At 60.0% G+C, this 25,021-nt stretch carries 28 protein-coding genes; 26 read left to right on the forward strand and 2 right to left on the reverse strand.

The window, feature by feature from the left end; genetic code table 11:
• Positions 1 to 1,353, reverse strand: coding sequence for a bifunctional UDP-N-acetylglucosamine diphosphorylase/glucosamine-1-phosphate N-acetyltransferase GlmU (gene glmU, locus ACOQFT_RS18740; protein ID WP_421599385.1), 1,353 nt, complete (start codon positions 1,351 to 1,353; stop codon positions 1 to 3).
• A gap of 134 nt (positions 1,354 to 1,487) precedes the next feature.
• Between glmU and ACOQFT_RS18745 the strand changes: the two genes are divergently transcribed.
• The 3 genes from ACOQFT_RS18745 (at position 1,488) to ACOQFT_RS18755 (ending at position 4,717) form a co-directional block, all read left to right on the forward strand.
• Positions 1,488 to 2,159, forward strand: coding sequence for an HAD-IA family hydrolase (locus tag ACOQFT_RS18745; RefSeq protein ID WP_421599386.1), 672 nt, complete (start codon positions 1,488 to 1,490; stop codon positions 2,157 to 2,159).
• A 39-nt stretch (positions 2,160 to 2,198) separates the two neighbouring features.
• Complete coding sequence (locus ACOQFT_RS18750) at positions 2,199 to 3,389, forward strand: DegT/DnrJ/EryC1/StrS family aminotransferase (RefSeq protein ID WP_421599387.1); 1,191 nt, start codon at positions 2,199 to 2,201, stop codon at positions 3,387 to 3,389.
• Between the two features lie 164 nt (positions 3,390 to 3,553).
• Positions 3,554 to 4,717, forward strand: a complete 1,164-nt coding sequence (locus ACOQFT_RS18755; RefSeq protein WP_421599388.1) for an isovaleryl-CoA dehydrogenase — start codon at positions 3,554 to 3,556, stop codon at positions 4,715 to 4,717.
• Between the two features lie 50 nt (positions 4,718 to 4,767).
• On the opposite strand, the gene ACOQFT_RS18760 is transcribed toward ACOQFT_RS18755, so the two are convergent.
• The gene (locus ACOQFT_RS18760) at positions 4,768 to 5,373 is read right to left on the reverse strand and encodes an OmpW/AlkL family protein (protein WP_421599389.1); all 606 of its coding nucleotides are present in this window, start codon (positions 5,371 to 5,373) and stop codon (positions 4,768 to 4,770) included.
• Between the two features lie 136 nt (positions 5,374 to 5,509).
• Between ACOQFT_RS18760 and ACOQFT_RS18765 the strand changes: the two genes are divergently transcribed.
• The 23 genes from ACOQFT_RS18765 (at position 5,510) to ACOQFT_RS18875 (ending at position 25,021) form a co-directional block, all read left to right on the forward strand.
• Positions 5,510 to 7,114: an AMP-binding protein gene (locus ACOQFT_RS18765; RefSeq protein WP_421599390.1), complete on the forward strand. Its 1,605-nt coding sequence runs from the start codon at positions 5,510 to 5,512 to the stop codon at positions 7,112 to 7,114.
• Position 7,115: 1 nt separating this feature from the next.
• Positions 7,116 to 7,643: a lysozyme inhibitor LprI family protein gene (locus ACOQFT_RS18770; RefSeq protein ID WP_421599391.1), complete on the forward strand. Its 528-nt coding sequence runs from the start codon at positions 7,116 to 7,118 to the stop codon at positions 7,641 to 7,643.
• Between the two features lie 86 nt (positions 7,644 to 7,729).
• Positions 7,730 to 9,334, forward strand: a complete 1,605-nt coding sequence (locus ACOQFT_RS18775) for a carboxyl transferase domain-containing protein (RefSeq protein WP_421599392.1) — start codon at positions 7,730 to 7,732, stop codon at positions 9,332 to 9,334.
• Positions 9,334 to 9,759, forward strand: a complete 426-nt coding sequence (locus ACOQFT_RS18780; RefSeq protein WP_421599393.1) for an ASCH domain-containing protein — start codon at positions 9,334 to 9,336, stop codon at positions 9,757 to 9,759. The genes ACOQFT_RS18775 and ACOQFT_RS18780 overlap by 1 nt, the downstream gene beginning before the upstream one ends.
• 3 nt (positions 9,760 to 9,762) lie before the next feature.
• The gene (locus tag ACOQFT_RS18785; protein ID WP_421599394.1) at positions 9,763 to 11,691 is read left to right on the forward strand and encodes an acetyl/propionyl/methylcrotonyl-CoA carboxylase subunit alpha; all 1,929 of its coding nucleotides are present in this window, start codon (positions 9,763 to 9,765) and stop codon (positions 11,689 to 11,691) included.
• Between the two features lie 72 nt (positions 11,692 to 11,763).
• Positions 11,764 to 12,618: a hydroxymethylglutaryl-CoA lyase gene (locus ACOQFT_RS18790; protein WP_421599395.1), complete on the forward strand. Its 855-nt coding sequence runs from the start codon at positions 11,764 to 11,766 to the stop codon at positions 12,616 to 12,618.
• A gap of 6 nt (positions 12,619 to 12,624) precedes the next feature.
• Positions 12,625 to 13,413: a crotonase/enoyl-CoA hydratase family protein gene (locus ACOQFT_RS18795; RefSeq protein ID WP_421599396.1), complete on the forward strand. Its 789-nt coding sequence runs from the start codon at positions 12,625 to 12,627 to the stop codon at positions 13,411 to 13,413.
• A gap of 188 nt (positions 13,414 to 13,601) precedes the next feature.
• Positions 13,602 to 13,967 (forward strand): NADH-quinone oxidoreductase subunit A, encoded by a 366-nt coding sequence (locus ACOQFT_RS18800; RefSeq protein WP_170325678.1) that lies wholly within the window; start codon positions 13,602 to 13,604, stop codon positions 13,965 to 13,967.
• Positions 13,958 to 14,491 carry a NuoB/complex I 20 kDa subunit family protein gene (locus tag ACOQFT_RS18805; protein WP_010442777.1) on the forward strand — a complete coding sequence of 178 codons (534 nt, stop codon included), beginning with the start codon at positions 13,958 to 13,960 and terminating at the stop codon, positions 14,489 to 14,491. Before ACOQFT_RS18800 ends, ACOQFT_RS18805 begins: the two co-directional genes overlap by 10 nt.
• An 11-nt stretch (positions 14,492 to 14,502) precedes the next feature.
• Positions 14,503 to 15,108: an NADH-quinone oxidoreductase subunit C gene (locus ACOQFT_RS18810; RefSeq protein WP_421599397.1), complete on the forward strand. Its 606-nt coding sequence runs from the start codon at positions 14,503 to 14,505 to the stop codon at positions 15,106 to 15,108.
• On the forward strand, positions 15,108 to 15,281 hold the full coding sequence (locus ACOQFT_RS18815) for a hypothetical protein (RefSeq protein WP_170433422.1): 174 nt from the start codon (positions 15,108 to 15,110) through the stop codon (positions 15,279 to 15,281). Before ACOQFT_RS18810 ends, ACOQFT_RS18815 begins: the two co-directional genes overlap by 1 nt.
• Position 15,282: 1 nt before the next feature.
• Positions 15,283 to 15,411 carry a hypothetical protein gene (locus ACOQFT_RS18820; RefSeq protein ID WP_421599398.1) on the forward strand — a complete coding sequence of 43 codons (129 nt, stop codon included), beginning with the start codon at positions 15,283 to 15,285 and terminating at the stop codon, positions 15,409 to 15,411.
• Positions 15,411 to 16,634 carry an NADH-quinone oxidoreductase subunit D gene (locus ACOQFT_RS18825; RefSeq protein WP_170325675.1) on the forward strand — a complete coding sequence of 408 codons (1,224 nt, stop codon included), beginning with the start codon at positions 15,411 to 15,413 and terminating at the stop codon, positions 16,632 to 16,634. Before ACOQFT_RS18820 ends, ACOQFT_RS18825 begins: the two co-directional genes overlap by 1 nt.
• Positions 16,634 to 17,752: an NADH-quinone oxidoreductase subunit NuoE gene (nuoE, locus tag ACOQFT_RS18830; RefSeq protein ID WP_421599399.1), complete on the forward strand. Its 1,119-nt coding sequence runs from the start codon at positions 16,634 to 16,636 to the stop codon at positions 17,750 to 17,752. The genes ACOQFT_RS18825 and nuoE overlap by 1 nt, the downstream gene beginning before the upstream one ends.
• Positions 17,753 to 17,785: 33 nt before the next feature.
• A complete protein-coding gene (locus ACOQFT_RS18835) occupies positions 17,786 to 18,007 on the forward strand; it encodes a DUF5337 domain-containing protein (RefSeq protein WP_421599400.1) in 222 nt (73 codons plus the stop codon).
• Between the two features lie 9 nt (positions 18,008 to 18,016).
• On the forward strand, positions 18,017 to 19,315 hold the full coding sequence (gene nuoF, locus ACOQFT_RS18840; RefSeq protein WP_421599401.1) for an NADH-quinone oxidoreductase subunit NuoF: 1,299 nt from the start codon (positions 18,017 to 18,019) through the stop codon (positions 19,313 to 19,315).
• 2 nt (positions 19,316 to 19,317) lie between these two features.
• Positions 19,318 to 19,737, forward strand: a complete 420-nt coding sequence (locus ACOQFT_RS18845) for an MAPEG family protein (RefSeq protein ID WP_421599402.1) — start codon at positions 19,318 to 19,320, stop codon at positions 19,735 to 19,737.
• 23 nt (positions 19,738 to 19,760) lie between these two features.
• A complete protein-coding gene (locus tag ACOQFT_RS18850) occupies positions 19,761 to 20,132 on the forward strand; it encodes a hypothetical protein (RefSeq protein WP_421599403.1) in 372 nt (123 codons plus the stop codon).
• A gap of 98 nt (positions 20,133 to 20,230) precedes the next feature.
• A complete protein-coding gene (locus ACOQFT_RS18855; RefSeq protein WP_421599404.1) occupies positions 20,231 to 20,635 on the forward strand; it encodes a DUF5333 domain-containing protein in 405 nt (134 codons plus the stop codon).
• Positions 20,636 to 20,638: 3 nt separating this feature from the next.
• Complete coding sequence (locus ACOQFT_RS18860; protein WP_421599405.1) at positions 20,639 to 21,091, forward strand: DUF5333 family protein; 453 nt, start codon at positions 20,639 to 20,641, stop codon at positions 21,089 to 21,091.
• 7 nt (positions 21,092 to 21,098) lie between these two features.
• A complete protein-coding gene (gene nuoG, locus ACOQFT_RS18865; protein WP_421599406.1) occupies positions 21,099 to 23,120 on the forward strand; it encodes an NADH-quinone oxidoreductase subunit NuoG in 2,022 nt (673 codons plus the stop codon).
• A gap of 204 nt (positions 23,121 to 23,324) precedes the next feature.
• Positions 23,325 to 24,362 carry an NADH-quinone oxidoreductase subunit NuoH gene (gene nuoH, locus ACOQFT_RS18870; protein WP_421599407.1) on the forward strand — a complete coding sequence of 346 codons (1,038 nt, stop codon included), beginning with the start codon at positions 23,325 to 23,327 and terminating at the stop codon, positions 24,360 to 24,362.
• 8 nt (positions 24,363 to 24,370) lie between these two features.
• A complete protein-coding gene (locus ACOQFT_RS18875; RefSeq protein ID WP_421599408.1) occupies positions 24,371 to 25,021 on the forward strand; it encodes a hypothetical protein in 651 nt (216 codons plus the stop codon).

Below are 25,021 nucleotides of genomic sequence, written 5' to 3' on the forward strand. Positions count from 1 at the left end.
TCAGGCTCCTTTGTCGCGGCGAGCCTTCTTCGCCTTCAACATGTCAAACAATTTGCGCGCGTAGCCCGGCTTGTTGTCCTGCCTGGCGCGCGCCACGGCTAGCGCGTCGGGTTCCACGTCACGGGTCACCACAGTTCCGGTTGCCGTCATCGCGCCGTCTCCCAGCGTGACCGGGGCCACCAGCATGGTGTTCGAGCCAATAAAGACATTCTCGCCAATCGTAGTGCGGTGCTTCATCACGCCGTCATAGTTGCAGGTGATCGTTCCCGCGCCGATATTCGTGGTCGCCCCGACCGAAGCGTCGCCGATATAGCTGAGGTGATTGACCTTGGCACCTTCGGCTATTTCAGCGTTCTTGATCTCGACAAAATTGCCGATGCGGGTGTTTTCCGCCAGCTCCGCGCCGGGCCGCAGGCGGGCATAAGGGCCGACGATGGCACCACGGCTGACATGGCAGCCCTCCAGATGCGAAAACGCCCGGATCGTCGCGCCGCTTTCTACGGTGACGCCGGGGCCGAAGACCACGTTGGGTTCGATCACTGTATCGCGGCCGATGATCGTGTCGGCGGCCAGATAGACGGTTTCAGGGGCCATCAGGGTGACGCCCAATTCCAGCAGAGCGTTGCGGGAATTGGCCTGAAACACAGCGTCCGCTGCCGCCAGATCAGCGCGCGAGTTCACGCCCAGCGTCTGCGCCTCGTCACAGGCGACGGCGGTGACTTTCAGGTCGCGATTGCGGGCGATTTCAACCACGTCGGTCAGGTAATATTCGCCTGCCGCGTTGTCGTTTTCTACTGCATCAATCAGGGAGAACAGCGTAATCGCATCACACGCCAAAAGGCCAGAATTACAGAAAGTTATGGCGCGTTCCTGATCCGAGGCGTCCTTGAATTCGACGATCCGTTCCAAACTGTCGCCATTCATGACCAGGCGGCCATAACGGGCGGGGTCGGCGGCCTCGAAACCCAGAATGACCAGATCGTTGTCCGTCCGGGCTGCGATCATGCGCTCCAGCGTGTCGGGTTGCAGAAACGGCGTGTCACCGTAGAGAACGACCACATCGCCTTCGAACCCCGTCAGCGCGTCACGAGCCTGTGCTACGGCATGGGCGGTGCCCAGTTGTTCTTCCTGTACGGCAATCTGCGCGGTGTCGTCCTCGTCCGCCGCGACCTGTGCCACGGCCTCGGCCCCATGGCCGGTGACGATCACGGTGCGTTCGGGTGACAGCACAGCCCCGGCGCGCATGGCATGGACCAGCATGGGTGTCTGGGCGATGGGGTGCAGAACTTTGGGGATATCCGAATGCATCCTGGTGCCTTTTCCGGCGGCAAGGATGACAAGGGCAGTGCTCATGAAATCGATTTCTCTTTGTGTTTTGTTGCCGTCCGTTTTATCCGCTGAGGTCAAAGGCGCAAGCGGTTCAGCCATCAAACAAGATTGCCGTTTGCAACACGACACGGCAAAAAACCGCCGAGGCAGGAGGCACAATGCGCACGGTTATCTTCGATCTGGACGGAACACTGGCCGATACGTCGGGAGATCTGCTGGCTGCAGCGAACCACTGTTTTCGCCAGATGGGGCACGGTGATGTGCTGGTGCACGGGCAGGACGCGGCGGTTGCATTGCGGGGCGGGCGGATGATGCTGACGCATGGGCTCAAGCGGGTCGGGGCCTATGACGAAGAGACGGTTCACGCCTATTATCCAACGCTGCTTGAAGCGTATTCGCAGGCCATCGACACCCACACGCAGTTCTATCCCGGTGCGCTGGACGCGGTCGAGGTTTTGCGGTCGGCCGGATATGGTGTGGGCATCTGCACCAACAAGCCCGAAGCATTGGCGCATCAGTTGCTAACCCAGATGGGCGTGCGGGATGCATTCGCCTCTTTGGTCGGGGCGGACACGTTGCCAGTGCGCAAGCCGGACCCGGAACCGCTGCGCGAGGCTGCGCGTCGGGCGGGCGGTCATCCCGATCTGTGCGTGCTGATCGGAGATTCCGATACTGACCGTAACACCGCCCGCGCGGCTGGTGTGCCCTCGGTTCTTGTCACGTTCGGCCCGTCCGGCGATGACATGGCCGCGCTGGAACCCGAAGCCTTGCTGCATCACTTCGACGATCTGCATTCGGTGGTCGAAGGACTGATCGGTGCGGCGGCGTGATCTCTTGACCCTCAGCCCGCGCGGCCTCAGAAAAAGCCTATGACCGAGATATTCACTGGCAGCTTCACCCAGCAGGAACCCATCCCCGAAGAGGCGATTGAGGCCGCGATGGCCGTCCTGCGCCACGGACGCCTGCACCGTTACAACGTCGTGCACGGAGAGCTGGGCGAAACCGCTTTGCTGGAGCAGGAATTCGCGGCGCAGATGGGGGCGAAATACTGTCTGGCGGTGTCCTCCGGCGGCTATGCATTGGCGACGGCGCTGCGGGCGGTAGGAGTGCAGCCCGGCGACCCTGTGCTGACCAATGCCTTCACGCTGGCCCCGGTGCCGGGGGCGATTGCCTCGGTCGGGGCGCGGCCGATCTTTGTGGGCGTGACTGAGAGCCTGACCATTGATCTGGATGACCTTGAGGCAAAGCTGGATCAGGCGAAGGTCCTGATGCTCAGCCATATGCGCGGGCATCTGTGCGACATGGATCGACTGATGCAGATGTGCGATGCGGCAGGCGTCACGGTGATCGAGGATTGCGCTCATACGATGGGCGCGGCATGGCGCGGGCAGCTTTCGGGGCGGCAGGGGGCGATTGGGTGCTATTCCTGTCAGACCTATAAACATGTCAACTCCGGTGAGGGCGGATTACTGATCACCGATGATGAGGAACTGGCAGCCAAGGCGACGATGCTGTCGGGGTCCTATATGCTCTATGAACGCCACCTGGCCGCGCCGGGGCCGGAGGTGTTTGAGCGGATCAAGTACACCACGCCGAATGTATCCGGCCGTATGGACAACCTGCGCGCCGCCATTCTGCGCCCGCAGCTGCGGGATCTGGACCGTCAGGTGCAGCGTTGGAATGAACGGTATGACGAGATCGCGGCGGGGCTGCGCGGAACTCCGGGCCTGACCATCGTCGGGCGTCCCGAAGAGGAAGCATATGTCGGTTCGTCGATCCAGTTCCTGTTGCTCGACTGGTCGCCCAAGCGCATTGCTGAGGTAATCCGGCGCTGTTCCGCGCGTGGGGTAGAGCTTAAGTGGTTCGGCGGGGCGGAGCCGACCGGATTTACGTCGCGCTATGATAGCTGGCGGTATGCGGACAGCGTGCCTTTGCCGACGAGTGACCGCATTCTGGCAGGCATCATGGACATGCGTGTGCCACTGACCTTTTCGCTGGAGGATTGTCGTTTGATCGCGCGCATCATCCGATCGGAGGTCGGTGCGGTCTACCAATCCTGATCCAATCGAGTGCACCTACGGTGCACGCTTTATTTGACAGCCGCCCTTTGGGCGGCTGTCCGCATTTAGGGTAGCGGTGTCGAACTGGGTCGTTGACCGGATGCAATCCGGCTGCTATCAGTTTATTGAACATGTGTTCATTTATGCGAAGGAGGAGATCGCGTATGTTCTCGGCCACAATGCAATTTGATCTGGGCGATGACGTGAATGCCCTGCGCGATATGGTGCATCGCTGGGCGCAGGATCGGGTTAAGCCGATCGCGGCTGAGGTCGACAAGTCCAATGCTTTTCCCAATGAGTTGTGGAAAGAGATGGGCGATTTGGGGATGCTCGGGATCACCGTCCCCGAAGAGTATGGCGGGGCGGGGATGTCATACCTGGCCCATACCGTTGCGGTTGAGGAGGTCGCGCGGGCCTCGGCCTCGGTTTCGCTGTCTTACGGGGCGCATTCGAATCTGTGCGTCAACCAGATCAAGCTGAATGGAACCGACGAGCAAAAAGCGAAGTATCTGCCGCGCCTGATCTCGGGCGAGCATGTGGGTGCGTTGGCGATGTCCGAGGCCTCGGCAGGGTCCGACGTGGTGTCGATGAAACTGCGCGCGGAAAAGCGCAACGATCATTACCGGCTGAACGGCACCAAGTATTGGATCACCAACGGGCCGGACGCGGATACTCTGGTCGTCTACGCCAAGACGGACCCGGAGGCAGGATCAAGGGGGATCACGGCCTTTCTGATCGAGAAGGAGATGAAGGGGTTTTCGACCTCGCCCCATTTCGACAAGCTGGGAATGCGCGGGTCCAACACGGCCGAGTTGATTTTCGAAGATGTCGAGGTGCCGTTCGAAAACGTTCTGGGCGAAGAGGGCAAAGGCGTCGCGGTTCTGATGTCGGGGCTGGACTATGAGCGCGTGGTTTTGGCCGGGATCGGGACGGGCATCATGGCAGCCTGTCTGGATGAGATCATGCCCTATCTGGCCGAACGCAAGCAGTTCGGCAAGCCCATTGGTAGCTTTCAACTGATGCAGGGCAAGATCGCCGACATGTACACCGCGATGAATTCGGCGCGGGCCTATGTCTATGAGGTTGCCAAGGCCTGTGACCGGGGGGATGTGACCCGTCAGGATGCTGCGGCGTGCTGCCTTTACGCCTCAGAACAGGCGATGACACAGGCGCATCAGGCAGTGCAGGCGATGGGTGGAGCCGGGTTTCTGGCGGATTCGGCGGTCAGTCGGATTTTCCGCGACGCCAAGCTGATGGAGATCGGCGCAGGGACCAGTGAAATCCGCCGGATGCTGATCGGGCGGGAAATGATGAGCGAAATGCTGTGATGGAAAAACGCCCCGCAGACGAGGAAGCCGCGGGGCGTTCTTTCAAAGGATCAGAAGCGATGGACGTAGGATACGCCGACCAGCCAGGGATCGATTTCGGCGGTGCCGATATCGGTGCCGTTCAGTTTGACGTCCGAGTCGATGTCGAACCAGCGGACGTTCAGACGTACGGCACCTTTTTCGGTGACCATATAGTCCAGACCGGCTTGAAGCGCGACACCGACCGAGTTGTCCAGTTCCAGATCGCCCAGAGCCGATTTCTCATCGAAGAAGATGGTGTAGTTGATACCGGCGCCGACATAGGGTTTCCAGGCGCTGTTGGTCGGGAAGTGGTAGTTCAGCGACAGGGTGGGCGGCAGGTGTTTGACGGAACCTGCGTCGATGTTGCCGCCCAGTGTGACGGTGTGGCTGAATGGGGTCGCGGCCAGCAGTTCGATACCGAGGTTGTCGCGGACAAAGTATTCAGCCGTGAAAATCGGTCGAGTGTCCGAGTCAATTTCGGCGTCCATGCCAGCCATGGTGCCATTGTCGGATTTCGGATCAAGGTAGCCAACACCGACACCAACGGTCCAGTCACCTTGGGTCTGGGCCATTGCGGGGGCGGAAAGCGCGACAAGCGCGGTGGAGAGTGTCAAAGCGGCGAGTGTTTTGCTCATGTTATGGCCTTTGGATTTGCTGATGGATCGGTTTTGCCGGGCAACGACGCTGCCAACTCTGATCTGCATCAAATTCCTGCGAGCCTGACACAGTGCGGCCGGTCGAAAAATGTCATAAAAACATCAGGTTTCACGCATGTGTCCCGTTAGCGTCATACCGGGTATTCGAGAAATGGGGGGCTGGGATATTCCCGCCAGCCTCAACATGGCGCGGCAATGCCTGACACATCCCGGCGACAGTGTCGCCATCCTTGATCTGACGGCGGGTGGGCGCGTCGCCGTCTCGTATGGCCAGCTTGGGCGCATGACTGACGGGATTGCGCGGGCATTGCTGAAACAGGTGCAGCCCGGTGACCGCGTGGGCGTGCTGCTCAGCCAGTCGCCTTGGTGCGCTGCGGCCCATCTGGCGATCTGGAAGCTCGGGGCGATTTCGGTGCCTCTGTTCAAGCTGTTCAAGCGTGACGCACTGGCCTCTCGTGTTGGGGACGCAGCGGCGCAGGTGGTGCTGACAGATGAGGACGGCGCCGCATTGCTGGGCGATCTGGCGCAGCCAATCCGGGTTGATCAGATCGCGCCGTCCGACGAACCGCTGCCCTTTGCCAAGACCGGCCCCGAGGACCCGGCGGTGTTGATCTATACCTCAGGCACCACCGGCAGCCCGAAGGGGGCATTGCACGGGCACCGGGTTCTGATCGGACACCTGCCGGGTGTTTCGATCAGCCACAACCATTTGCGTGACGGTGATTGCCTGTGGACGCCCGCTGATTGGGCGTGGATTGGTGGATTGTTCGATGTGCTGATGCCCGGTCTGGCGCTGGGCATTCCCGTGGTCGCAGCGCGGCTTGAGAAATTCACCCCCGAAGCCTGCGCCGATGTGATCGCGCGCGGTCGGGTGCGGAACGTATTCTTCCCGCCGACCGCGCTGCGCATGCTGAAGGCGGCGGATCAGAGCATCCCCGGCCTGCGTTCTGTCGCCTCAGGCGGTGAGCCATTGGGGGCTGAAATGCTGGCTTGGGGTCAAAACGCATTTGGCCTGACGATCAACGAATTCTATGGCCAGACCGAATGCAACATGGTCGTATCCTCCTGCGCCGAGGATTTCCCGGTGCGCCCCGGCTGTATCGGCAAGCCGGTGCCGGGGCATGAGGTGGCGGTGATCGACGAGGCCGGGAATCCGACCGATGAGGAGGGTGACGTGGCCATCCGGCGTGGCTCGGCCTCGATGCTGTTGGAATACTGGAACCGGCCCGATGCCACGGCTGAGAAGTTCTGTGGCGATTGGCTGATCACCGGCGACCGCGGCGTGTGGGAGGGCGACTATCTGCGCTTTGTCGGCCGCGATGACGACGTGATCACCTCGGCCGGCTACCGCATCGGCCCGGCCGAGATCGAGGATTGCCTTCTGACGCATCCGGCCGTGGCGACGGTGGGCGTGGTCGGCAAGCCCGACCCGCTGCGGACCGAGATCGTGAAGGCCTATGTGGTGCTGAAACCGGGGGTCGAAGTGTCAGGCGCGGAGTTGCAGGATTGGGTCAAGGACCGTCTGGCCCAGTATTCCTATCCGCGTGAAGTGGCGTTCCTGCAAGAGTTGCCGATGACGGTGACGGGGAAGGTGATCCGGAAGGAATTGAAGGCGTTGGCCATTGAAGAGGAAGTCGTTTCAACCAAGGCGGGAATTGATGCTTTGGACGAAGCGACGTATTCGTCTGGTGCCTACCAATCGAATAAGGAAAAAAAATAAAATGAGAACATTAGTCCTCTCCACAGTGTTCAGCTTCTTTGGTGTTTTTTCAGTGGCAGCATTCGCCCAGCCGTTGCAAACGATTGATGATTTCGTTTCTGAAACACACCTTAACATGGCTGAGTGTTTCAATTGGGAGTTATCAGACCAACTTACCTGTTACGAGCAAGCCATTCGCCGCTGTCGCCAATTTACGCAGAACCTCAGTACGGCCGGTGGCGCCTACCATTGTAACGACGTCGCCTTCCGGGAAATCGACGCAAAGCTCAATGAGGTTTATCCAGTTTATTTGGCGGCAGCGCCAAACAACGTATATGGCACTGAACGGGCTGATGAGAGCGAAGAGCTGCTGAGGACCGCTCAGAGAGCTTGGGTCAAGTATCGAGATGCAATGTGCGAGATTGAGGCGCGTTGGAACGCCATCCACTCTGGTTTTGGCGCTGTAGTCGATGATTGTAGGTCAAGGCTTACACTTATGCAGATGCATACACTTCAGTCCGAACTGGGCGGCTTCATCTACGAGCAGTAAACACATTAGCCACAGGCCGGATCGGGTTAATCTGGTCTGTGGCGAATGCCTTGGGTCTTTCGAGAAGAGAATGGGATCGCATAGATATGAAACTCACATCCAAAGCCATGCCCGCCTCCGAGGGCTTCAAAACAAACCGCGCGGCTCATCTCGACGCGCTGGCGCAAATCTCAGACGCTGCCGAAGCGGCCCGCATGGGGGGCGGTGAGAAATCCCGTGCGCGGCATGAATCGCGGGGCAAGATGCTGCCGCGTCGGCGGGTGGCGAACCTGCTGGACCCGGGGTCTCCGTTTCTGGAAATCGGCGCGACGGCGGCGCATGGGATGTATGGGGACGCCGCGCCTAGTGCGGGTGTCATCGCGGGCATTGGCCGGGTGCAGGGGCGCGAGGTCATGGTGGTCTGCAACGACGCCACCGTGAAGGGCGGCACCTATTACCCGATGACGGTCAAGAAACACCTACGAGCTCAGGAGATTGCCGAGGAGAACCATCTGCCCTGTGTCTATCTGGTCGACAGCGGCGGCGCGAACCTGCCCAATCAGGATGAGGTTTTCCCCGACCGCGATCACTTTGGCCGCATCTTCTATAACCAGGCGCGGATGAGCGCGAAGGGCATCCCTCAGATCGCCGTGGTGATGGGGTCGTGCACAGCGGGCGGGGCCTATGTGCCTGCAATGTCGGATGTGACGATCATCGTGAAGGAACAGGGCACGATCTTTCTGGCCGGGCCGCCCTTGGTCAAGGCCGCGACCGGAGAGGTTGTCAGCGCCGAGGACTTGGGCGGCGGTGACGTCCATACCCGCCTGTCCGGCGTGGCGGATTACCTGGCCGAGGATGATGCCCATGCGCTGGCCTTGGCCCGCCGGGCGGTCGGATCGCTGAACCTGCGCAAGCCGCAGACCGTGGATTGGGCCAGCCCCGAAGACCCGGCCTATGACCCCGAGGAAATCCTCGGAGTGGTCCCGGCTGATCTGCGCACGCCGTATGACATTCGTGAGGTGATTGCGCGGCTCGTCGACGGCTCTCGGTTCGACGAATTCAAGCCCCGGTTCGGTGAGACGCTGGTGACCGGCTTCGCCCATGTCAAAGGCTGCCCCGTCGGGATCATCGCCAATAACGGCGTGCTGTTTTCCGAGTCGGCGCAGAAGGGCGCGCATTTCGTGGAACTTTGTTCTCAGCGCCGCATCCCGCTGGTCTTTCTGCAGAACATCACAGGTTTCATGGTGGGCCGGAAATATGAAAACGAAGGCATCGCGCGGCATGGGGCCAAGATGGTGACTGCGGTTGCCACGACGAATGTACCGAAAATCACCATGCTGGTCGGCGGGTCCTTCGGGGCTGGCAACTATGGCATGGCCGGTCGCGCCTATCAGCCCCGGTTCCTGTGGACATGGCCGAACTCTCGGATATCGGTGATGGGCGGTGAGCAGGCGGCGGGCGTGTTGGCCACCGTCAAGCGCGACGGGATCGAGCGGCAGGGCGGCACGTGGTCGGCCGAGGAAGAGGCCGAGTTCAAGCGTCCGACGCTTGAGATGTTCGAGGAGCAATCGCACCCGCTCTATGCCTCGGCCCGGTTGTGGGATGACGGTATCATCGATCCGCGAAAAAGCCGCGATGTACTGGCCCTTTCACTGAATGCCGCATTGAACGCCCCGATTGAGGAGACACGCTTCGGCGTGTTCAGGATGTGATGAGCATGACTTTGAAAGATGTGTTGGCCCGTTATCCCGGCGCGCAAACCTTCAAGTTTGGCGACAGCGCGAGGATGAGCGCGGAATTGCTGGCTTTGGTTCGTGCAGGCAGGAAAACGGCAACCTGTGGTGCGCTGCGGGACTATCCGGCAGGCAGTCTCGAAATGCCAGCAGTTGGGCGACGCGATGTCGCCCTGGAGTGGGATGACCGCCCGGCTGTGGTGATTGAAACGGTCGATGTCACAATCTGCCGTTTCTGCGATATGACCGAGGATTTTGCCTTGGCAGAAGGCGAGAATGAAACGCTTGAAGGATGGCGCGAAGATCACCGCCGCTTTTTCGAACGCAATGGCGGGTTTGATCCCGAGATGGAACTGCTTTGCGAGCGGTTCCGCCTTGTCGAAGATGTGGCTGTTGAGGGGTAAGACATGTTTAACAAAATCCTGATTGCCAACCGCGGAGAGATCGCCTGTCGCGTGATGGAAACCGCCCAGAAGATGGGGGTGACCTGCGTTGCGGTTTACTCGGACGCAGATGCCTCGGCCAAACATGTGCAGATGGCGGATGAGGTCGTACATATTGGTGGCGCCGCCCCGGCAGAGAGCTACCTGAAAGGTGATGTGATCATTCAGGCCGCGTTGGATACCGGCGCGCAGGCGATCCATCCGGGGTATGGGTTTCTGTCTGAAAACCCCGAATTTGTGGATGCGGTTGACACTGCGGGGCTGGTCTTTATCGGCCCCTCGGCGGATGCGATCCGCAAGATGGGTCTGAAGGACGCCGCGAAAGTGCTGATGGAGCAAGCGGGCGTGCCCGTCGTTCCCGGTTATCACGGAGATAATCAAGACCCCGAGCATCTGGCCGGGGCGGCGGACACCATTGGCTATCCGGTGCTGATCAAGGCCGTCGCGGGCGGCGGCGGCAAGGGGATGCGTCTGGTCGAACGGCCCGAGGATTTCGCCTCGGCTTTGGACAGTGCACGCGGCGAGGCGCGTACCGCCTTTGGCAATGACGCCGTGTTGGTCGAGAAATTCGTCGCCAAACCCCGCCATATCGAGGTGCAGGTGTTCGGAGACGGCACCCACGCCGTGCATCTTTTCGAACGCGATTGCTCACTGCAACGGCGGCACCAAAAGGTGATCGAAGAGGCTCCGGCCCCCGGCATGACGCCCGAGATGCGTGAGGCGATGGGGCAGGCGGGCGTGCGCGCGGCTGAGGCGATTGGCTACAAAGGGGCAGGGACGGTTGAGTTCATCGTCGATGCCTCGGACGGGCTGCGCCCGGATCGGTTCTGGTTCATGGAGATGAATACCCGCCTGCAGGTGGAACATCCCGTGACCGAAGCGATCACCGGTGTTGATCTGGTCGAATGGCAATTGCGGGTCGCCTCGGGTGAAACTCTACCCAAGCAGCAGGGCGACTTGTCGATCAATGGCCACGCGTTCGAAGCGCGGCTGTACGCGGAAGACGTGCCGAAAGGGTTCCTGCCCGCAACCGGCACCCTGACGCATCTTCAGTTCCCGTCTGCTTGCCGCGCTGACAGCGGTGTGCGTGCGGGGGACACGATCAGCCCGTGGTACGACCCGATGATTGCAAAAGTCATTGTCCATGGTCCAACCCGCGCGGTTGCGTTGGAACAGCTTCACCGCGCCCTGCAACAGACCGAAGTGGCCGGCACCGTGACCAACCTGGCTTTTCTGGGCGCGCTGACCCGGCATCAGGGATTTGCCGTGGGCGATGTGGATACCGGACTGATCGGTCGGGATTTGCAAGCGTTAACGCAGGATGCACCGGCCGCTGCTGCTACATGTGTGGCTGCTGCAATGACGGCGCTGGGGTTGGCCGAGAGCTCTGATGAGACTGGATTTTCCCTATGGGCACCGTTGCATCGTGCCGTGCAGTTGATGGCCGATGAGCTGGTCGATCTGGATGTTCAGGTCCAAGGCCCAAACCGCCAGATATGGCAGGTGGATGAGGAAACCCTCATCGCGGAACGCAGCGGTGAGGGTTGGTCGATTGGCGGTGCCTCCATGCCGCGCGTGTCGGTGTCGGGATCACGGATCACCGTGTTTGAAAACTATGGGCGAGCTTTTGAAATCGTCGACCCGCTGGACCGTGACACCAGCGCCGCTGGCGATACCAATGTGATCGAAGCTCCCATGCCCGGACTGGTGAAGGCGGTGTTTGCCTCGGTCGGGCAGGCGGTGAAAGAAGGGGATCGGCTGGCCATTCTGGAGGCCATGAAGATGGAGCATTCGCTGTTGGCCGCTCGGGATGGGATCGTTGCCGAAGTGCTGGCCGAAGACGGTTCGCAGGTTGAGGCCGGAGCCGCCCTGGTCCGGTTGGAAGAGGAGTAGCCTGTTCCTGCGCCGCATCGCGTGGCACAGTCGGGTCAACATGTTGGAAACGAAACCGGGAGGAGCGCTGCAATGGATGAGCGGGTCGAGATTTTCGAAGTAGGTCCACGCGATGGCCTGCAAAACGAACAGCGTGCAATTCCTGTGGCCGATAAGGTGGCCTTGATCGACAGCCTCAGCCGCGCCGGGTTCAATCGGATCGAAGTGGCCAGTTTCGTCTCGCCCAAATGGGTGCCGCAAATGGCGGGCAGTGCTGATGTGCTGGCCGGTATCCAACGGGCGGACGGGGTGCGCTATGCCGCGCTGACGCCGAATATGCGTGGCTACGACGACGCGCTGGCGGCCAAAGCGGATGAGATTGCAGTGTTTGCCTCGGCCTCCGAGGGGTTCTCGAAAGCCAACATCAATGCCACGATTGCCGAGTCCATCGAACGGTTCACTCCGATCCTTGAGGCTGCGCGCCACATTGATCTGCCGGTGCGCGGGTATGTGTCGTGCGTGACCGACTGCCCCTATGACGGGCCAACCCCGCCCGAGAAGGTGGCCGAGGTTGCGGATCATCTGTTCGCGCTGGGCTGCTATGAGGTCTCGCTGGGCGACACCATCGGGCAGGGGACGCCGGATACCGTCGCGCATATGCTGTTGGCGGTGCGAGAGCGGGTGCCGGTCACCCGGTTGGCGGGCCACTTCCATGACACCAATGGACGCGCAATCGACAATATTGATGCCGCGCTGGCGCTGGGCGTTCGAACCTTCGACTCGGCTGTTGGTGGGTTGGGCGGTTGTCCCTACGCGCCAGGTGCGTCCGGCAACGTTGCGACCGAAGCCGTCGTCGCGCATCTGGAGCGGCTGGGATATCAAACCGGGATTGATCAGGCGGCGGTCGAAGAGGCCGCTCAGATCGCCCGTGCAATGCGAGCGGAGTAAAGGGTGATGTTCGAAACGATCTCGGTCACGCAGGACGCGCGGGGTGTGGCGACGTTGACGCTCGACCGTCCGGAAAAGCACAACGCGATGTCGGCGCAAATGATTTCCGAGCTGACGCAAGCGGCGGCACAGTTGGGGGCGGACGATACAGTACGGGTCGTGGTCCTGACCGGCGCAGGGAAAAGCTTTTGTGCAGGTGGGGATCTGGGCTGGATGCAGGACCAGATGGCCGCCGACCCTGAGACCCGGTTCGCCGAGGCGCGCAAGCTGGCCGAGATGCTGCAGGCGCTGAACACGATGCCCAAACCTCTGGTCGGGGCGCTTCAGGGCAATGCTTTTGGCGGAGGTGTCGGGCTGGCTGCGGTTTGCGATGTGGCTGTGGGCGTGGACGGGATAAAGATGGCGCTGACCGAAACCCGGTTGGGCCTGATCCCGGCGACCATTGGACCCTATGTCATCGCCCGCATGGGCGCGGCCCGGGCGCGGCGCGTGTTCATGTCGGCCCGGATGTTCGACGCGGCTGAGGCCGTGGACCTTGGGCTGTTGGCCAAAACCGTTCCTGCTGCCGATCTTGGCGATGCCGTTGAGGCCGAAGTTCAGCCCTACCTGTCCTGCGCACCGGGGGCGGTGGCCTCGGCCAAGGATCTGGTGCAGGCGCTGGGTCCGCGCATTGACGATGCCGTGATTGACCGGACGATCCAATCGCTGGTCCAACGGTGGGAAACCGACGAGGCGCGCGAAGGCATCAGCGCCTTTTTCGACAAACGAAAACCTGCATGGAATACTCAGGTTTAGCGCCCCGTCAGTGCAAAATCGGATTCGCCAAAATGCCGGGTTTTCCAATTGTGGAGGCAAGTGGAATATTAAGCCCCTGCGCGTTTCTGTTCGGTTGACCCTCTGACCCCACAGGGATAGAGAATGTCCAGTCAACACGCCAATTGACGGCGCGTCCCTGGGGGGTATGCGCAGGAAAGGAGCTATTCGTGGAAGACCTGCTGCGGGAGTACCTCCCGATTCTGGTGTTTCTGGCCGTTGCCGTGGGCCTTGGAATCGTACTGATTCTGGCTGCGGTGGTACTGGCCGTCCGCAATCCCGACCCTGAAAAGGTCAGCGCATATGAGTGCGGTTTCAACGCCTTCGACGATGCGCGGATGAAATTCGACGTCCGATTCTATCTGGTTTCGATTCTCTTCATCATCTTCGATCTGGAAATCGCCTTCCTGTTCCCGTGGGCCGTGGGCTTCAAGGACATCAGTGATGTGGGGTTCTGGTCGATGATGGTGTTCCTGGCAGTGCTGACCATCGGCTTTGCCTATGAATGGAAGAAAGGGGCCCTGGAATGGGAGTGATGACGGGTGCAAACACCGCTGGCGTCGACAAGGAAGTCGCCACCCAGGCCCTGAATGCCGAGCTGCAGGACAAAGGGTTCCTGCTGACCTCAACCGAAGACATCATCAACTGGGCGCGTACCGGTTCGCTGCACTGGATGACCTTTGGTCTGGCCTGCTGCGCGGTTGAGATGATGCACACCTCGATGCCGCGTTATGATGCGGAACGGTTTGGCATCGCGCCGCGAGCGTCCCCGCGCCAGTCCGACGTGATGATCGTGGCCGGCACCCTGACCAACAAGATGGCCCCGGCGCTGCGCAAGGTCTACGATCAGATGCCCGAGCCGCGCTATGTGATCTCGATGGGCTCCTGTGCGAATGGCGGTGGCTATTACCACTATTCCTATTCTGTCGTGCGCGGCTGTGACCGGGTTGTTCCGGTGGACATCTACGTGCCCGGCTGCCCTCCGACGGCTGAGGCGCTGCTGTACGGTCTGATGCAGCTGCAACGCAAAATCCGCCGCACCGGCACCATCGTACGCTGAGGAGAGGGCAGATGAGCGAAGCACTCAAGGAACTCGGCGCCCGGCTGGAACTGAAACGGGCTGATTGCGTTCTATCCTGGGATGTGACCTATGGCGAGCTGAACGTCGATGTGGCCCCGTCAAACATCGTGGAGTTCGTGGAATTCCTGCGGACCGACCAGAACTGCAAGTTCTCGACCCTCGTTGACATCACCGGCGTGGACTACCCGGAACGCGCCAAGCGGTTCGACGTGGTTTACCACTTCCTGTCGATGTACCAGAACCAGCGTATCCGCCTGCGGGTCTCGATCCGCGAGGAAGACATGGTGCCGTCGATCGTGGACGTTCACCCCTCGGCCAATTGGTTCGAGCGTGAGGTGTTCGACATGTTCGGCATCCTGTTCTCGGGTCACCCGGACCTGCGGCGCATCCTGACGGACTATGGTTTCCGCGGCCATCCGCTGCGCAAGGATTTCCCCACCACCGGCTATACCGAGGTGCGTTATGACGAGGCGCAAAAGCGTGTGATCTACGAACCGGTCAGCCTGGTTCAGGAATACCGTCAATTCGATTTCATGTCCCCATGGGAAGGCGCGAATTACATCCTGCCGGGGGATGAGAAACAGGAGAGTGAGTAATGGGTGGCATCTGGTGGTTGATCCTTTCGGCACTAACCATCATCCCGATGGTGAAGATTTTGCCGTTTTTCGGGATCAACAAATACTGGTGCCTTCTTTGTCTGATCCCTTTCGGCACGATTGCGTTGCTTTGGTGGGTTGGGCTGAAATTACAGGAACTGGAGCGCCGCTGAGATGATGCTGCTGGGGGAACTGATCGCGTTGGGTGCGTTGGGGGTCCTGCTGGCGGGGGCCGCAGTCAAGGCGGCCGAGGCGGAAAAGGTCCGGGTTCGGGCTGATGCGAAAAAGAAACGAGGGCGTTGATGGACGGCTCAAGATACGATGACGGCAGCACGGACGCGCTGAGCGGAGAACAGAAGATCCGCAATTTCAACATCAACTTCGGCCCGCAACACCCTGCGGCGCACGGAGTTTTGCGTCTTGTGCTCGAGCTGGACGGCGAAATTGTCGAGCGTTGCGACCCTCATATCGGCCTGCTGCACCGTGGCACCGAAAAACTGATGGAAAGCCGGACGTATCTGCAGAACCTGCCGTATTTCGACCGTCTGGATTACGTGGCACCGATGAACCAGGAACATGCCTGGTGTCTGGCCATCGAAAAACTGACCGGTGTGGAAGTGCCACGCCGGGGCTCGCTGATCCGGGTTCTGTATTCCGAGATCGGGCGCATCCTGAACCACCTGCTGAACGTGACCACGCAGGCGATGGACGTTGGCGCGCTGACCCCGCCGCTCTGGGGCTTTGAAGAGCGCGAAAAGCTGATGGTGTTCTATGAGCGTGCCTGTGGTGCCCGCCTGCACGCGGCCTATTTCCGCCCCGGTGGAGTGCATCAGGACCTGCCGCCCGAACTGCTGGACGATATCGAAGCGTGGAGCCACGAATTCCCCGCTGTTCTGGATGACATTGACGGTCTGCTGACCGAAAACCGCATCTTCAAGCAGCGTAACGCTGATATTGGCGTCGTGACCGAGGATGACATCCAGAAATACGGCTTCTCGGGCGTGATGGTCCGTGGATCGGGGCTGGCATGGGACCTGCGTCGCGCGCAGCCCTATGAATGCTATGACGAGTTTGAATTCCAGATCCCCGTCGGCAAGAACGGCGACTGCTACGATCGTTACCTCGTCCGCATGGAAGAGATGCGCCAGTCGCTGCTGATCATCCGTCAGGCCATCGCCAAGCTGCGCGACTGCCCGGGCGATGTTCTGGCGCGTGGCAAGATCACTCCGCCGAAACGCTCGGACATGAAGACCTCGATGGAAAGCCTGATCCATCACTTCAAACTGTATACCGAAGGCTTCCACGTGCCCGCGGGCGAGGTCTATGCCGCCGTCGAGGCCCCCAAGGGCGAGTTCGGCGTCTATCTGGTCGCCGACGGTACCAACAAACCCTACCGCGCCAAACTGCGCGCGCCGGGCTTCCTGCACCTGCAAGCCATGGATCACGTCGCCGGAGGGCACCAACTGGCCGACGTCGCCGCCATCATCGGCACCATGGACGTCGTATTTGGAGAGATTGACCGCTAATGCTCCGCCGTCTGCATCCCGAACAACCCGAAAGCTTTGCCTTCTCTGCTGCCAACCAGCAATGGGCCGAAGCGCAGATCACCAAATACCCCGAGGGGCGTCAGGCCAGCGCGGTCATCCCGCTGCTGTGGCGTGCACAGGAGCAGGAGGGCTGGTTGAGCCGTCCGGCGATTGAATCCGTCGCCGACATGCTGGGTATGGCTTATATTCGCGTGCTCGAGGTTGCGTCCTTCTATTTCATGTTCCAACTGCAACCAGTTGGGTCTGTGGCGCATATTCAGGTCTGCGGTACGACTTCCTGCATGATCTGCGGGGCCGAGGATCTGATCGCGGTCTGCAAGGAAAAGATCGCGGCGAAACCGCATGAGCTGTCCGCCGATGGCAAGCTGAGCTGGGAAGAGGTGGAATGCCTCGGGTCCTGCACCAACGCGCCGATGGCGCAGATCGGCAAGGATTATTACGAAGACCTGACCGCCGAGAGCTTTGGCAAGATCGTCGACGATCTGGTGGCAGGCAAAGTGCCGACGCCGGGTCCGCAGAACGGCCGCTATGCGGCGGAACCGCTGAAGGGCCTGAGCAGTCTGGCCGAATATGAGGCCGAGAAACCTCAGTACAACGCGAGCGTCGAACTGGCGACTGATTTAAGCGACACGGTCAAGCGCATTGACGGGACTGAGGTTCCGATCCTGACCCCTTGGCTGGGCAAGGATGGCAAACAAGCTGGTGCCTCGGCGTCGGCGAAACCTCCGAAAGCGCCTGAAACACCGAAGCCGGCTGTAAAGCAGGCAGAAGAGGCGAAAGCCAAGCCTGAACCGGCAGAGGCCAAGGAAGACCAGCCCGATACGCTGACCGCAGCGCGGGATGGCAAGGCGGATGACCTCAAACTGCTGAAAGGTGTGGGGCCAAAGCTGGAAGAAACGCTAAACGAGCTTGGCTTCTACCACTATGACCAGATCGCGGCCTGGACGCCCGAGCATGTGGCCTGGGTGGATGCGCGTCTGAAGTTCAAAGGCCGGATCGAACGCGATGGCTGGATCGAACAGGCGGCCAAACTTGCGGCGGGTGAGGAAACCGAATTCGCCAAACGTGCCAAGGAAGACGGCACATACGAAGACTAAACGACGGTGCCCAGCCGGGGCGCCTTAGGTGAGATGGACAAGGACAAGGAACAGGCCATAGCCCGAAAGGGCCGACATATCGGCATCGTCATTGCGGTGACTATGGTGATCTGGCTTGCCATGAACATGTTCATCGGCCCCGCATTGGAACTGACGGCGCGCCATGCGCTGCTGTTCGATCTCGCCGCTCTGGCAGGATTTGTCTATGCGGGCGTCAACATATTTCAACTCTGGCGTATGCGTCAGGAGAGCTGAGGGTAAGCGATGCTGAAGGATCAGGACCGGATCTTTACCAACATCTACGGGATGCATGAACGCAGCTTGCGGGGGGCGCAGGCTCGCGGGCATTGGGACGGCACTGCTGGCCTGATCGGCAACGGGCGCGACTGGATCATTCAGACGATGAAGGACTCGGGGCTGCGTGGTCGTGGTGGTGCCGGATTCCCGACCGGTCTGAAATGGTCGTTCATGCCCAAGGAAAGCGACGGCCGCCCGGCTTATCTGGTGGTGAACGCGGACGAATCCGAGCCTGGCACCTGCAAGGACCGCGAAATCATGCGCCACGATCCGCATACGCTGATCGAAGGCTGCCTGATCGCGTCTTTCGCGATGAACGCTCACACCTGCTATATCTACCTGCGTGGCGAATATATCCGCGAGCGTGAGGCGTTGCAGGCCGCGATTGATGAGGCGTATGACGCCGGTCTGCTGGGCAAGAACGCTGCCGGTTCGGGTTGGGATTTCGACCTGTTCCTGCATCATGGCGCGGGTGCCTATATCTGCGGTGAGGAAACCGCTCTGATCGAAAGCCTTGAGGGCAAGAAGGGTATGCCGCGGATGAAACCGCCGTTCCCGGCGGGTGCGGGGCTTTACGGTTGCCCGACCACTGTGAACAATGTGGAATCCATCGCAGTTGTGCCGACCATCCTGCGCCGGGGCGCGGATTGGTTCGCGGGCTTTGGCCGTCAGAACAACGCGGGCACCAAGCTGTTTGCGATCTCGGGCCACGTCAACAACCCCTGCGTCGTCGAAGAGGCGATGTCGATTTCCTTTGAAGAGCTGATCGAAACCCATTGCGGCGGCATTCGCGGCGGTTGGGACAATCTGCTGGCGGTGATCCCAGGTGGCTCGTCTGTTCCTTGTGTGCGCGGCGAGAACATGCGCGACGCGATCATGGATTTCGATTACCTGCGCAACGATCTGGGCTCGGGTCTGGGGACGGCGGCGGTGATCGTGATGGATAAATCGACCGATATTATCAAGGCGATCTGGCGGCTGTCGAAGTTCTACAAACACGAAAGCTGCGGCCAGTGTACGCCTTGCCGTGAAGGCACCGGCTGGATGATGCGTGTGATGGACCGTCTGGTGCGCGGCGAGGCCGAACCGGAAGAGATCGACATGCTATTCGATGTGACCAAACAGGTCGAAGGCCACACAATCTGCGCCCTTGGCGACGCGGCGGCCTGGCCGATCCAGGGCCTGATCCGCAATTTCCGCGAGGAAATCGAAGATCGCATCAAGGCGCAGAAGTCGGGCCGCATGGGCGCGATGGCGGCGGAGTGACGATGATGGACATTTTTGCAGAATACGGCCACGCGCTTGCGTCGCTGGTGATTTTCACCCTCGTCGTGCTGTTTTTGGCCCCGTTCTCGGCGCTGGCCAAACAGGGCAAGGGGCTGGCGCCGGGGGCGATCCCCGCGCAGGACTATGCCGACAAGGCGTATCGCCTGAACCGCGCGTACCTGAACGGGACCGAGACGCTGCCTGCCTATCTGACGGTTACAGTTGCAGCGATCCTGATGGGGGTTAGCCCGGTTTGGGTGAACCTGCTTGCCTCGGTCGCACTGTTGGCGCGTCTGGCGATGCTGGTCGTGCATATGCGCGGAATCGGCAAACCTCACAGCGGCTTGCGATCGGTTCTTTATGTCGTCGGTTGGGCCTGCATGTTTGTCATGGGCCTCATGGCGTTGGTGGCAGCGTTCTGATGGTGGGGCTGGGGAAAAATCGGATGTTCGGGCTAAGGCATCTCAAGAACAACGGTTTCATGCTGGGTATGGTTGCCGCGCTGACGTTTGTTTCAGCTTGCGGAATAGTCACGCCTTCTGAAAATCAGGTCCGGTTCGACGGTCACGCGTTCCGGGCCAAAGTAAAACCCGTCAACAAGAAAGCTTCACCGGCTGACTTTACGGTTGTGGTCAACGGCGTCTCGGCCTCGCTTGACGGTGCGCGCGAGGCCGGTCGCTTTGAAGGGACCAAGTTCTGTATCAAGAATTTCGGCTCTTCCAAAATCGCGTGGAAGGTAGGCCCGGATACCGAGCCGCAGAACCTGCGCATCAGCGATGACAAACTGACCTTTGCAGGAACCTGCCAGCGACCATGACGCGTGTTTTTGCATATCAGGCCATGATGCGGCGGGTGTTATTGCATAGCGCCCCGACCGCCTTTCGTCTTGGGTTTCCCAAGTCGAAAGGAATTGTCATGTCTGGTACCAAAACGCTTGCATTGATCTCGGTGCTGACCCTGCCGACCCTTGCCGAAGCAAAACCGCCCTTGCGCGAAGTCAAAGAGATCGACAACGAACTCTACTATATCGCCATTGCAAACGAGATTTCAGAGTATTGCCCGTCGATCAGCGGGCGCCGTCTGAAGGCGATTGGTGTGATGTGGGATCTGCGGTCTAAGGCAAACAAGCTGGGTTACTCGGACAAGGAAATCCGAGCCTATGTGGATTCCGACGCTGAAAAGGACAGGATGCGCGCCAAGGGCGAGGCGTATCTCGCACAGAACGGTGTCACGTATGAAAATCCTAACTCTTTCTGCACGTTGGGGCGGAAGGAAATCGAAAGAAACAGCGCCATTGGCGTGTATTTGAGGTCGAATTGACGGATGGGCGCTGAAACTCTGAAAATTGGCGCAATTGGTGTGGCACTGCTGTTGGCAGGTTGTCAGTCTCCTGTGGAGACTGACACAGCAAATAGAAACTCCGGTTCTCTGGCATTTCAGCAGAATAATATACCGGATTCGGTCTACGAATTTGTGTTGAGCGTAGAGACAGCTCGCGGGCTAGCTCAATACTGCGATGAGGTTCGCATTTTGAATACCAACATAAACCAATACTGGCGAGGTCGTGTTCTAAGCCTCTCGAATAGTGGTTACTACGCGAAGGAAATTCGTGAGATGCCAAGAAGGGTTCGCAGTGAGAAGTTCATTAGCGACTATCAAGAGTATTTCCGCTCGGCTGGGCTTGTACCCGGTGACAATGAGAAATTCTGCGCCGTAGCCCACAGCGAAATGGAAGCCCGGTCTGACATTGGCAGATTTCTGGGCCTAAAAGGATGAACAACTGATGTCTGACCTCCGCAAAGTGAATATCGACGGGCAGGAAATCGAAGTCGATGGTGCGATGACCCTGATCCAGGCCTGCGAAGAGGCCGGGGTCGAAGTGCCGCGTTTTTGCTATCACGAACGTCTGTCGATCGCCGGGAACTGCCGGATGTGTCTGGTTGAGGTCGTGGGCGGCCCGCCGAAACCCGCAGCCTCCTGCGCGATGCAGGTGCGTGACTTGCGCCCGGGGCCGGAAGGTCAACCGCCGGTGGTCAAGACGAACTCGCCCATGGTCAAGAAGGCCCGCGAAGGGGTGATGGAGTTTCTGCTGATCAACCACCCGCTGGATTGCCCGATCTGCGATCAGGGCGGCGAGTGCGACCTGCAGGATCAGGCGATGGCTTACGGTCTGTCTGGCTCGCGCTTCAAGGAGGCCAAGCGGGCGGTGGACGATCTGGATCTGGGGCCGCTGGTCGGCACCGCGATGACCCGCTGCATCAGCTGTACCCGCTGTGTCCGGTTCACCACCGAGGTCGCTGGGATCTCCCAGATGGGTCAGACCGGGCGGGGCGAGGATGCCGAAATCACCTCGTATCTGAACCAGACGCTAGATTCGAACATGCAGGGCAACATCATCGACCTGTGCCCGGTTGGGGCACTGACGTCGAAGCCCTACGCCTTTACCGCGCGACCGTGGGAACTGACCAAGACCGAGAGCATCGACGTGATGGACGCTCTGGGTTCGAACATTCGGGTGGATACCAAGGGCCGTGAAGTGATGCGCTTTTTGCCGCGCAACCATGACGGCGTGAACGAGGAATGGATCAGCGACAAGACCCGCTTTGTCTGGGACGGGCTGCGCCGTCAGCGACTGGACAAACCTTACGTGCGCGAAAACGGCAAACTGCGCCCGGCCTCGTGGCCCGAGGCGCTGACGAAAGCCGCCGAGGCGCTGAAAGGCGCCGAGAAGCCGGCGGGGATCGTCGGTGATCTGGCTCCGGTTGAGGCCGCATTTGCGCTGAAGCAGATGATCGAAGGGCAGGGTGGTGTTGTCGAATGCCGTACCGATGGCGCCAAGCTGCCTGCGGGCAATCGGGGTGCCTATGCCGGGACCGCAGCCATTGAGGACATCGACAGCGCCGAGCGCATTCTGCTGATCGGAACCAACCCGCGTGACGAGGCTCCGGTACTGAACGCCCGTATCCGCAAGGCTTGGGCGCATGGGGCCGAGGTGGCTCTGGTCGGTCCGGCGGTGGACCTGACTTATGAGTATCACCACATGGGTGACGACCGCGCGGCGCTGCAGATAGTCGTCGACATGGGCGGCGATGATGCAATCAAGGGCAAACGCTCTCTGGTCGTCGTCGGGCAGGGCGCATTGCAAGAGGCGGACGGCGCTGCCGTTCTGGCCGCTGCTCAGGCCATCGCGACCAATACAGAAAGTGGTCTGATCGTGCTGCACACCGCCGCATCGCGCGTCGGCGCGATGGATGTGGATGCCACCAACGAAGGCGGCATGGATGCGGTTAGCGCAGCCGATGTGATTTTCAACCTCGGCGCGGATGAGGTCGAAATCAGCGACGGTGCCTTTGTCATCTATCAGGGCAGCCATGGTGACCGGGGCGCACACCGTGCCGACGTGATCCTGCCGGGCGCGGCCTATACTGAGGAAAACGGCCTGTTCGTGAATACCGAAGGCCGCCCTCAGCTGGCGATGCGCGCCGGGTTTGCGCCGGGTGAGGCCAAGGAAAACTGGGCCATTCTGCGTGCCCTGTCAGCCGAGCTGGGCGCAACGCTGCCTTTCGACTCGCTGGCGCAACTGCGCACCGCGCTGATCGAAGCGGTTCCGCAGCTGGCCCGTATCGACGAAGTGGCCGAGAACGAGGTTCAGGCGCTGGATGCAGGCCCTCTGGGCAAGGCGACCTTCCGTTTGGCGGTCAAGGATTTCTACCTGACCAACCCGATCGCACGCGCTTCGCAGCTGATGGCCGAACTTTCGGCGCAGGCACAGGCCCGCAAATCCGGGAAGATCGCAGCGGAATGAACCAAAGCTGTTTCATATCACATGCAAGCGCGACTGCCGGGTGGCAGTACGCCGCGCCTGATTTGTGTGTGAAACCCAAGATTAAGGGTGGCGCAATGGCAGCAGATGCTGTTTACACCAACGCGCCGACCCAGCCGCAGTTTGCGCAGGCACATGGCCTTTGCATCGCTCGCGGAAAACGGAATACCCACGGTGTGAGGACCAATGGCTGATTTCTTTAACACCCCAGGCGGAATAGCCATCATCATTTTGGCGCAAGTGCTTGCTGTTGTTGCGTTCGTGATGATCTCGCTGTTGTTCCTTGTCTATGGCGACCGCAAGATCTGGGCGGCTGTCCAGATGCGTCGCGGACCCAACGTGGTTGGCGTCTATGGCATTTTGCAATCGGTGGCCGACGCGCTGAAATACGTCGTGAAAGAGGTCGTGATCCCCGCCGGGGCCGATCGCGCCGTGTTCATTCTGGCCCCGATGACCAGCTTTGTTCTGTCGCTGATCGCCTGGGCTGTGATCCCGTTCAACGACGGCTGGGTTCTGTCAGACCTGAATGTGGCGATTCTGTATGTTTTTGCCGTGTCCTCGCTTGAGGTTTATGGCGTGATTATGGGCGGTTGGGCGTCGAACTCAAAGTACCCGTTCCTTGGGTCTCTGCGGTCCGCGGCGCAGATGATCTCATACGAAGTGTCAATTGGTTTGATCATCATCGGTGTAATCATCTCGACTGGATCAATGAATTTTGGCTCGATCGTGGGCGCGCAGGATACCGGCTATGGCTTCTTTGGCTGGTACTGGCTGCCGCATTTCCCGATGGTCTTCCTGTTCTTCATCTCGGCGCTGGCCGAAACCAACCGCCCGCCCTTCGACCTGCCCGAGGCGGAATCGGAACTGGTGGCCGGGTATCAGGTGGAATACTCCGCCACGATGTTCCTGCTGTTCATGGCCGGTGAATACATCGCGATCTTCCTGATGTGCGCCCTGATTTCGCTGCTGTTCTTCGGCGGCTGGCTGTCCCCGATTCCCGGTCTGCCGGATGGGGTACTGTGGATGGTCGCCAAGATGGCGTTCTTCTTCTTCATCTTCTCGATGGTCAAGGCGATCACGCCCCGCTACCGCTATGACCAGCTGATGCGGCTGGGTTGGAAAGTGTTCCTGCCGTTCTCGCTGGCCTGGGTGGTGTTCGTGGCCTTTGCAGCGAAATTCGAATGGTTCTGGGGCATCTTCGCCCGGTGGAGTGTTGGGGGATGAAGGCGCGCATGAGATACTCTCTGGCAGCCTGCGGAATTCTTGTGATGAGTGTTTCCGCCCTTCACGCCGCCGAAACGGAATCAACGTGGGAGCCAAACTACTTGGAAACAGCTCGCTCGTATTGCGCTCCGCAGATTGAAATGCTGTTGGAGGCCGAAGAGCAAGGCCCTAAACTGTTAGCTGATGCAAAAATTGAATGGGACCCAGCGCTTCCAGAAAATCAGCATCGGGCTTTTAATAAATTTGGTGCTTGGGCGATAGTTGGTTCCGTTCAGGTGGCCCAACTAACAACATACATGGTGGCCATAAACGAGAGTAAACCAGTTTCGGAACAGTTGGTAAACGCGAACTGGGCTCTTCTGGAGCTTTCTGATTGTCTTTGGTTGTCCCAAGAAGAACGCGATCTGATAGAAGAATTAATGCTTTCCACGCCTATGGATGAAGCCGGTGAAGGCCCTTCATATTCTTCCGAAGATGTAGATGTCGTCTTGGGACCACTTGACCAAGCAGAGTGTTTTCGTTGGCGAGAAGCCAGTGGTCGCATATTGGAAATATCGCCGGAATCCGAAGGTGCAAAAACGCGAATGCATGAGATTTTGGTGGATACCGTCGGGCAGTGCGAGGAGAAATTCGAGATGCCGTTCGAGAGGAATTTCTAG

This window comes from Ruegeria sp. MALMAid1280, assembly GCF_049195285.1.
GTDB lineage: Bacteria > Pseudomonadota > Alphaproteobacteria > Rhodobacterales > Rhodobacteraceae > Ruegeria.

What these genes read in the sequence shown, in the direction of transcription:
- glmU (WP_421599385.1), bottom strand. Translation starts at nt 1,353, where the DNA reads ATGAGCACTGCCCTTGTCATCCTTGCCGCCGGAAAAGGCACCAGGATG.
- ACOQFT_RS18745 (WP_421599386.1), top strand. Translation starts at nt 1,488, where the DNA reads ATGCGCACGGTTATCTTCGATCTGGACGGAACACTGGCCGATACGTCG.
- ACOQFT_RS18750 (WP_421599387.1), top strand. Translation starts at nt 2,199, where the DNA reads ATGACCGAGATATTCACTGGCAGCTTCACCCAGCAGGAACCCATCCCC.
- ACOQFT_RS18755 (WP_421599388.1), top strand. Translation starts at nt 3,554, where the DNA reads ATGTTCTCGGCCACAATGCAATTTGATCTGGGCGATGACGTGAATGCC.
- ACOQFT_RS18760 (WP_421599389.1), bottom strand. Translation starts at nt 5,373, where the DNA reads ATGAGCAAAACACTCGCCGCTTTGACACTCTCCACCGCGCTTGTCGCG.
- ACOQFT_RS18765 (WP_421599390.1), top strand. Translation starts at nt 5,510, where the DNA reads ATGTGTCCCGTTAGCGTCATACCGGGTATTCGAGAAATGGGGGGCTGG.
- ACOQFT_RS18770 (WP_421599391.1), top strand. Translation starts at nt 7,116, where the DNA reads ATGAGAACATTAGTCCTCTCCACAGTGTTCAGCTTCTTTGGTGTTTTT.
- ACOQFT_RS18775 (WP_421599392.1), top strand. Translation starts at nt 7,730, where the DNA reads ATGAAACTCACATCCAAAGCCATGCCCGCCTCCGAGGGCTTCAAAACA.
- ACOQFT_RS18780 (WP_421599393.1), top strand. Translation starts at nt 9,334, where the DNA reads ATGAGCATGACTTTGAAAGATGTGTTGGCCCGTTATCCCGGCGCGCAA.
- ACOQFT_RS18785 (WP_421599394.1), top strand. Translation starts at nt 9,763, where the DNA reads ATGTTTAACAAAATCCTGATTGCCAACCGCGGAGAGATCGCCTGTCGC.
- ACOQFT_RS18790 (WP_421599395.1), top strand. Translation starts at nt 11,764, where the DNA reads ATGGATGAGCGGGTCGAGATTTTCGAAGTAGGTCCACGCGATGGCCTG.
- ACOQFT_RS18795 (WP_421599396.1), top strand. Translation starts at nt 12,625, where the DNA reads ATGTTCGAAACGATCTCGGTCACGCAGGACGCGCGGGGTGTGGCGACG.
- ACOQFT_RS18805 (WP_010442777.1), top strand. Translation starts at nt 13,958, where the DNA reads ATGGGAGTGATGACGGGTGCAAACACCGCTGGCGTCGACAAGGAAGTC.
- ACOQFT_RS18810 (WP_421599397.1), top strand. Translation starts at nt 14,503, where the DNA reads ATGAGCGAAGCACTCAAGGAACTCGGCGCCCGGCTGGAACTGAAACGG.
- ACOQFT_RS18815 (WP_170433422.1), top strand. Translation starts at nt 15,108, where the DNA reads ATGGGTGGCATCTGGTGGTTGATCCTTTCGGCACTAACCATCATCCCG.
- ACOQFT_RS18820 (WP_421599398.1), top strand. Translation starts at nt 15,283, where the DNA reads ATGATGCTGCTGGGGGAACTGATCGCGTTGGGTGCGTTGGGGGTCCTG.
- ACOQFT_RS18825 (WP_170325675.1), top strand. Translation starts at nt 15,411, where the DNA reads ATGGACGGCTCAAGATACGATGACGGCAGCACGGACGCGCTGAGCGGA.
- nuoE (WP_421599399.1), top strand. Translation starts at nt 16,634, where the DNA reads ATGCTCCGCCGTCTGCATCCCGAACAACCCGAAAGCTTTGCCTTCTCT.
- ACOQFT_RS18835 (WP_421599400.1), top strand. Translation starts at nt 17,786, where the DNA reads ATGGACAAGGACAAGGAACAGGCCATAGCCCGAAAGGGCCGACATATC.
- nuoF (WP_421599401.1), top strand. Translation starts at nt 18,017, where the DNA reads ATGCTGAAGGATCAGGACCGGATCTTTACCAACATCTACGGGATGCAT.
- ACOQFT_RS18845 (WP_421599402.1), top strand. Translation starts at nt 19,318, where the DNA reads ATGATGGACATTTTTGCAGAATACGGCCACGCGCTTGCGTCGCTGGTG.
- ACOQFT_RS18850 (WP_421599403.1), top strand. Translation starts at nt 19,761, where the DNA reads ATGTTCGGGCTAAGGCATCTCAAGAACAACGGTTTCATGCTGGGTATG.
- ACOQFT_RS18855 (WP_421599404.1), top strand. Translation starts at nt 20,231, where the DNA reads ATGTCTGGTACCAAAACGCTTGCATTGATCTCGGTGCTGACCCTGCCG.
- ACOQFT_RS18860 (WP_421599405.1), top strand. Translation starts at nt 20,639, where the DNA reads ATGGGCGCTGAAACTCTGAAAATTGGCGCAATTGGTGTGGCACTGCTG.
- nuoG (WP_421599406.1), top strand. Translation starts at nt 21,099, where the DNA reads ATGTCTGACCTCCGCAAAGTGAATATCGACGGGCAGGAAATCGAAGTC.
- nuoH (WP_421599407.1), top strand. Translation starts at nt 23,325, where the DNA reads ATGGCTGATTTCTTTAACACCCCAGGCGGAATAGCCATCATCATTTTG.
- ACOQFT_RS18875 (WP_421599408.1), top strand. Translation starts at nt 24,371, where the DNA reads ATGAGATACTCTCTGGCAGCCTGCGGAATTCTTGTGATGAGTGTTTCC.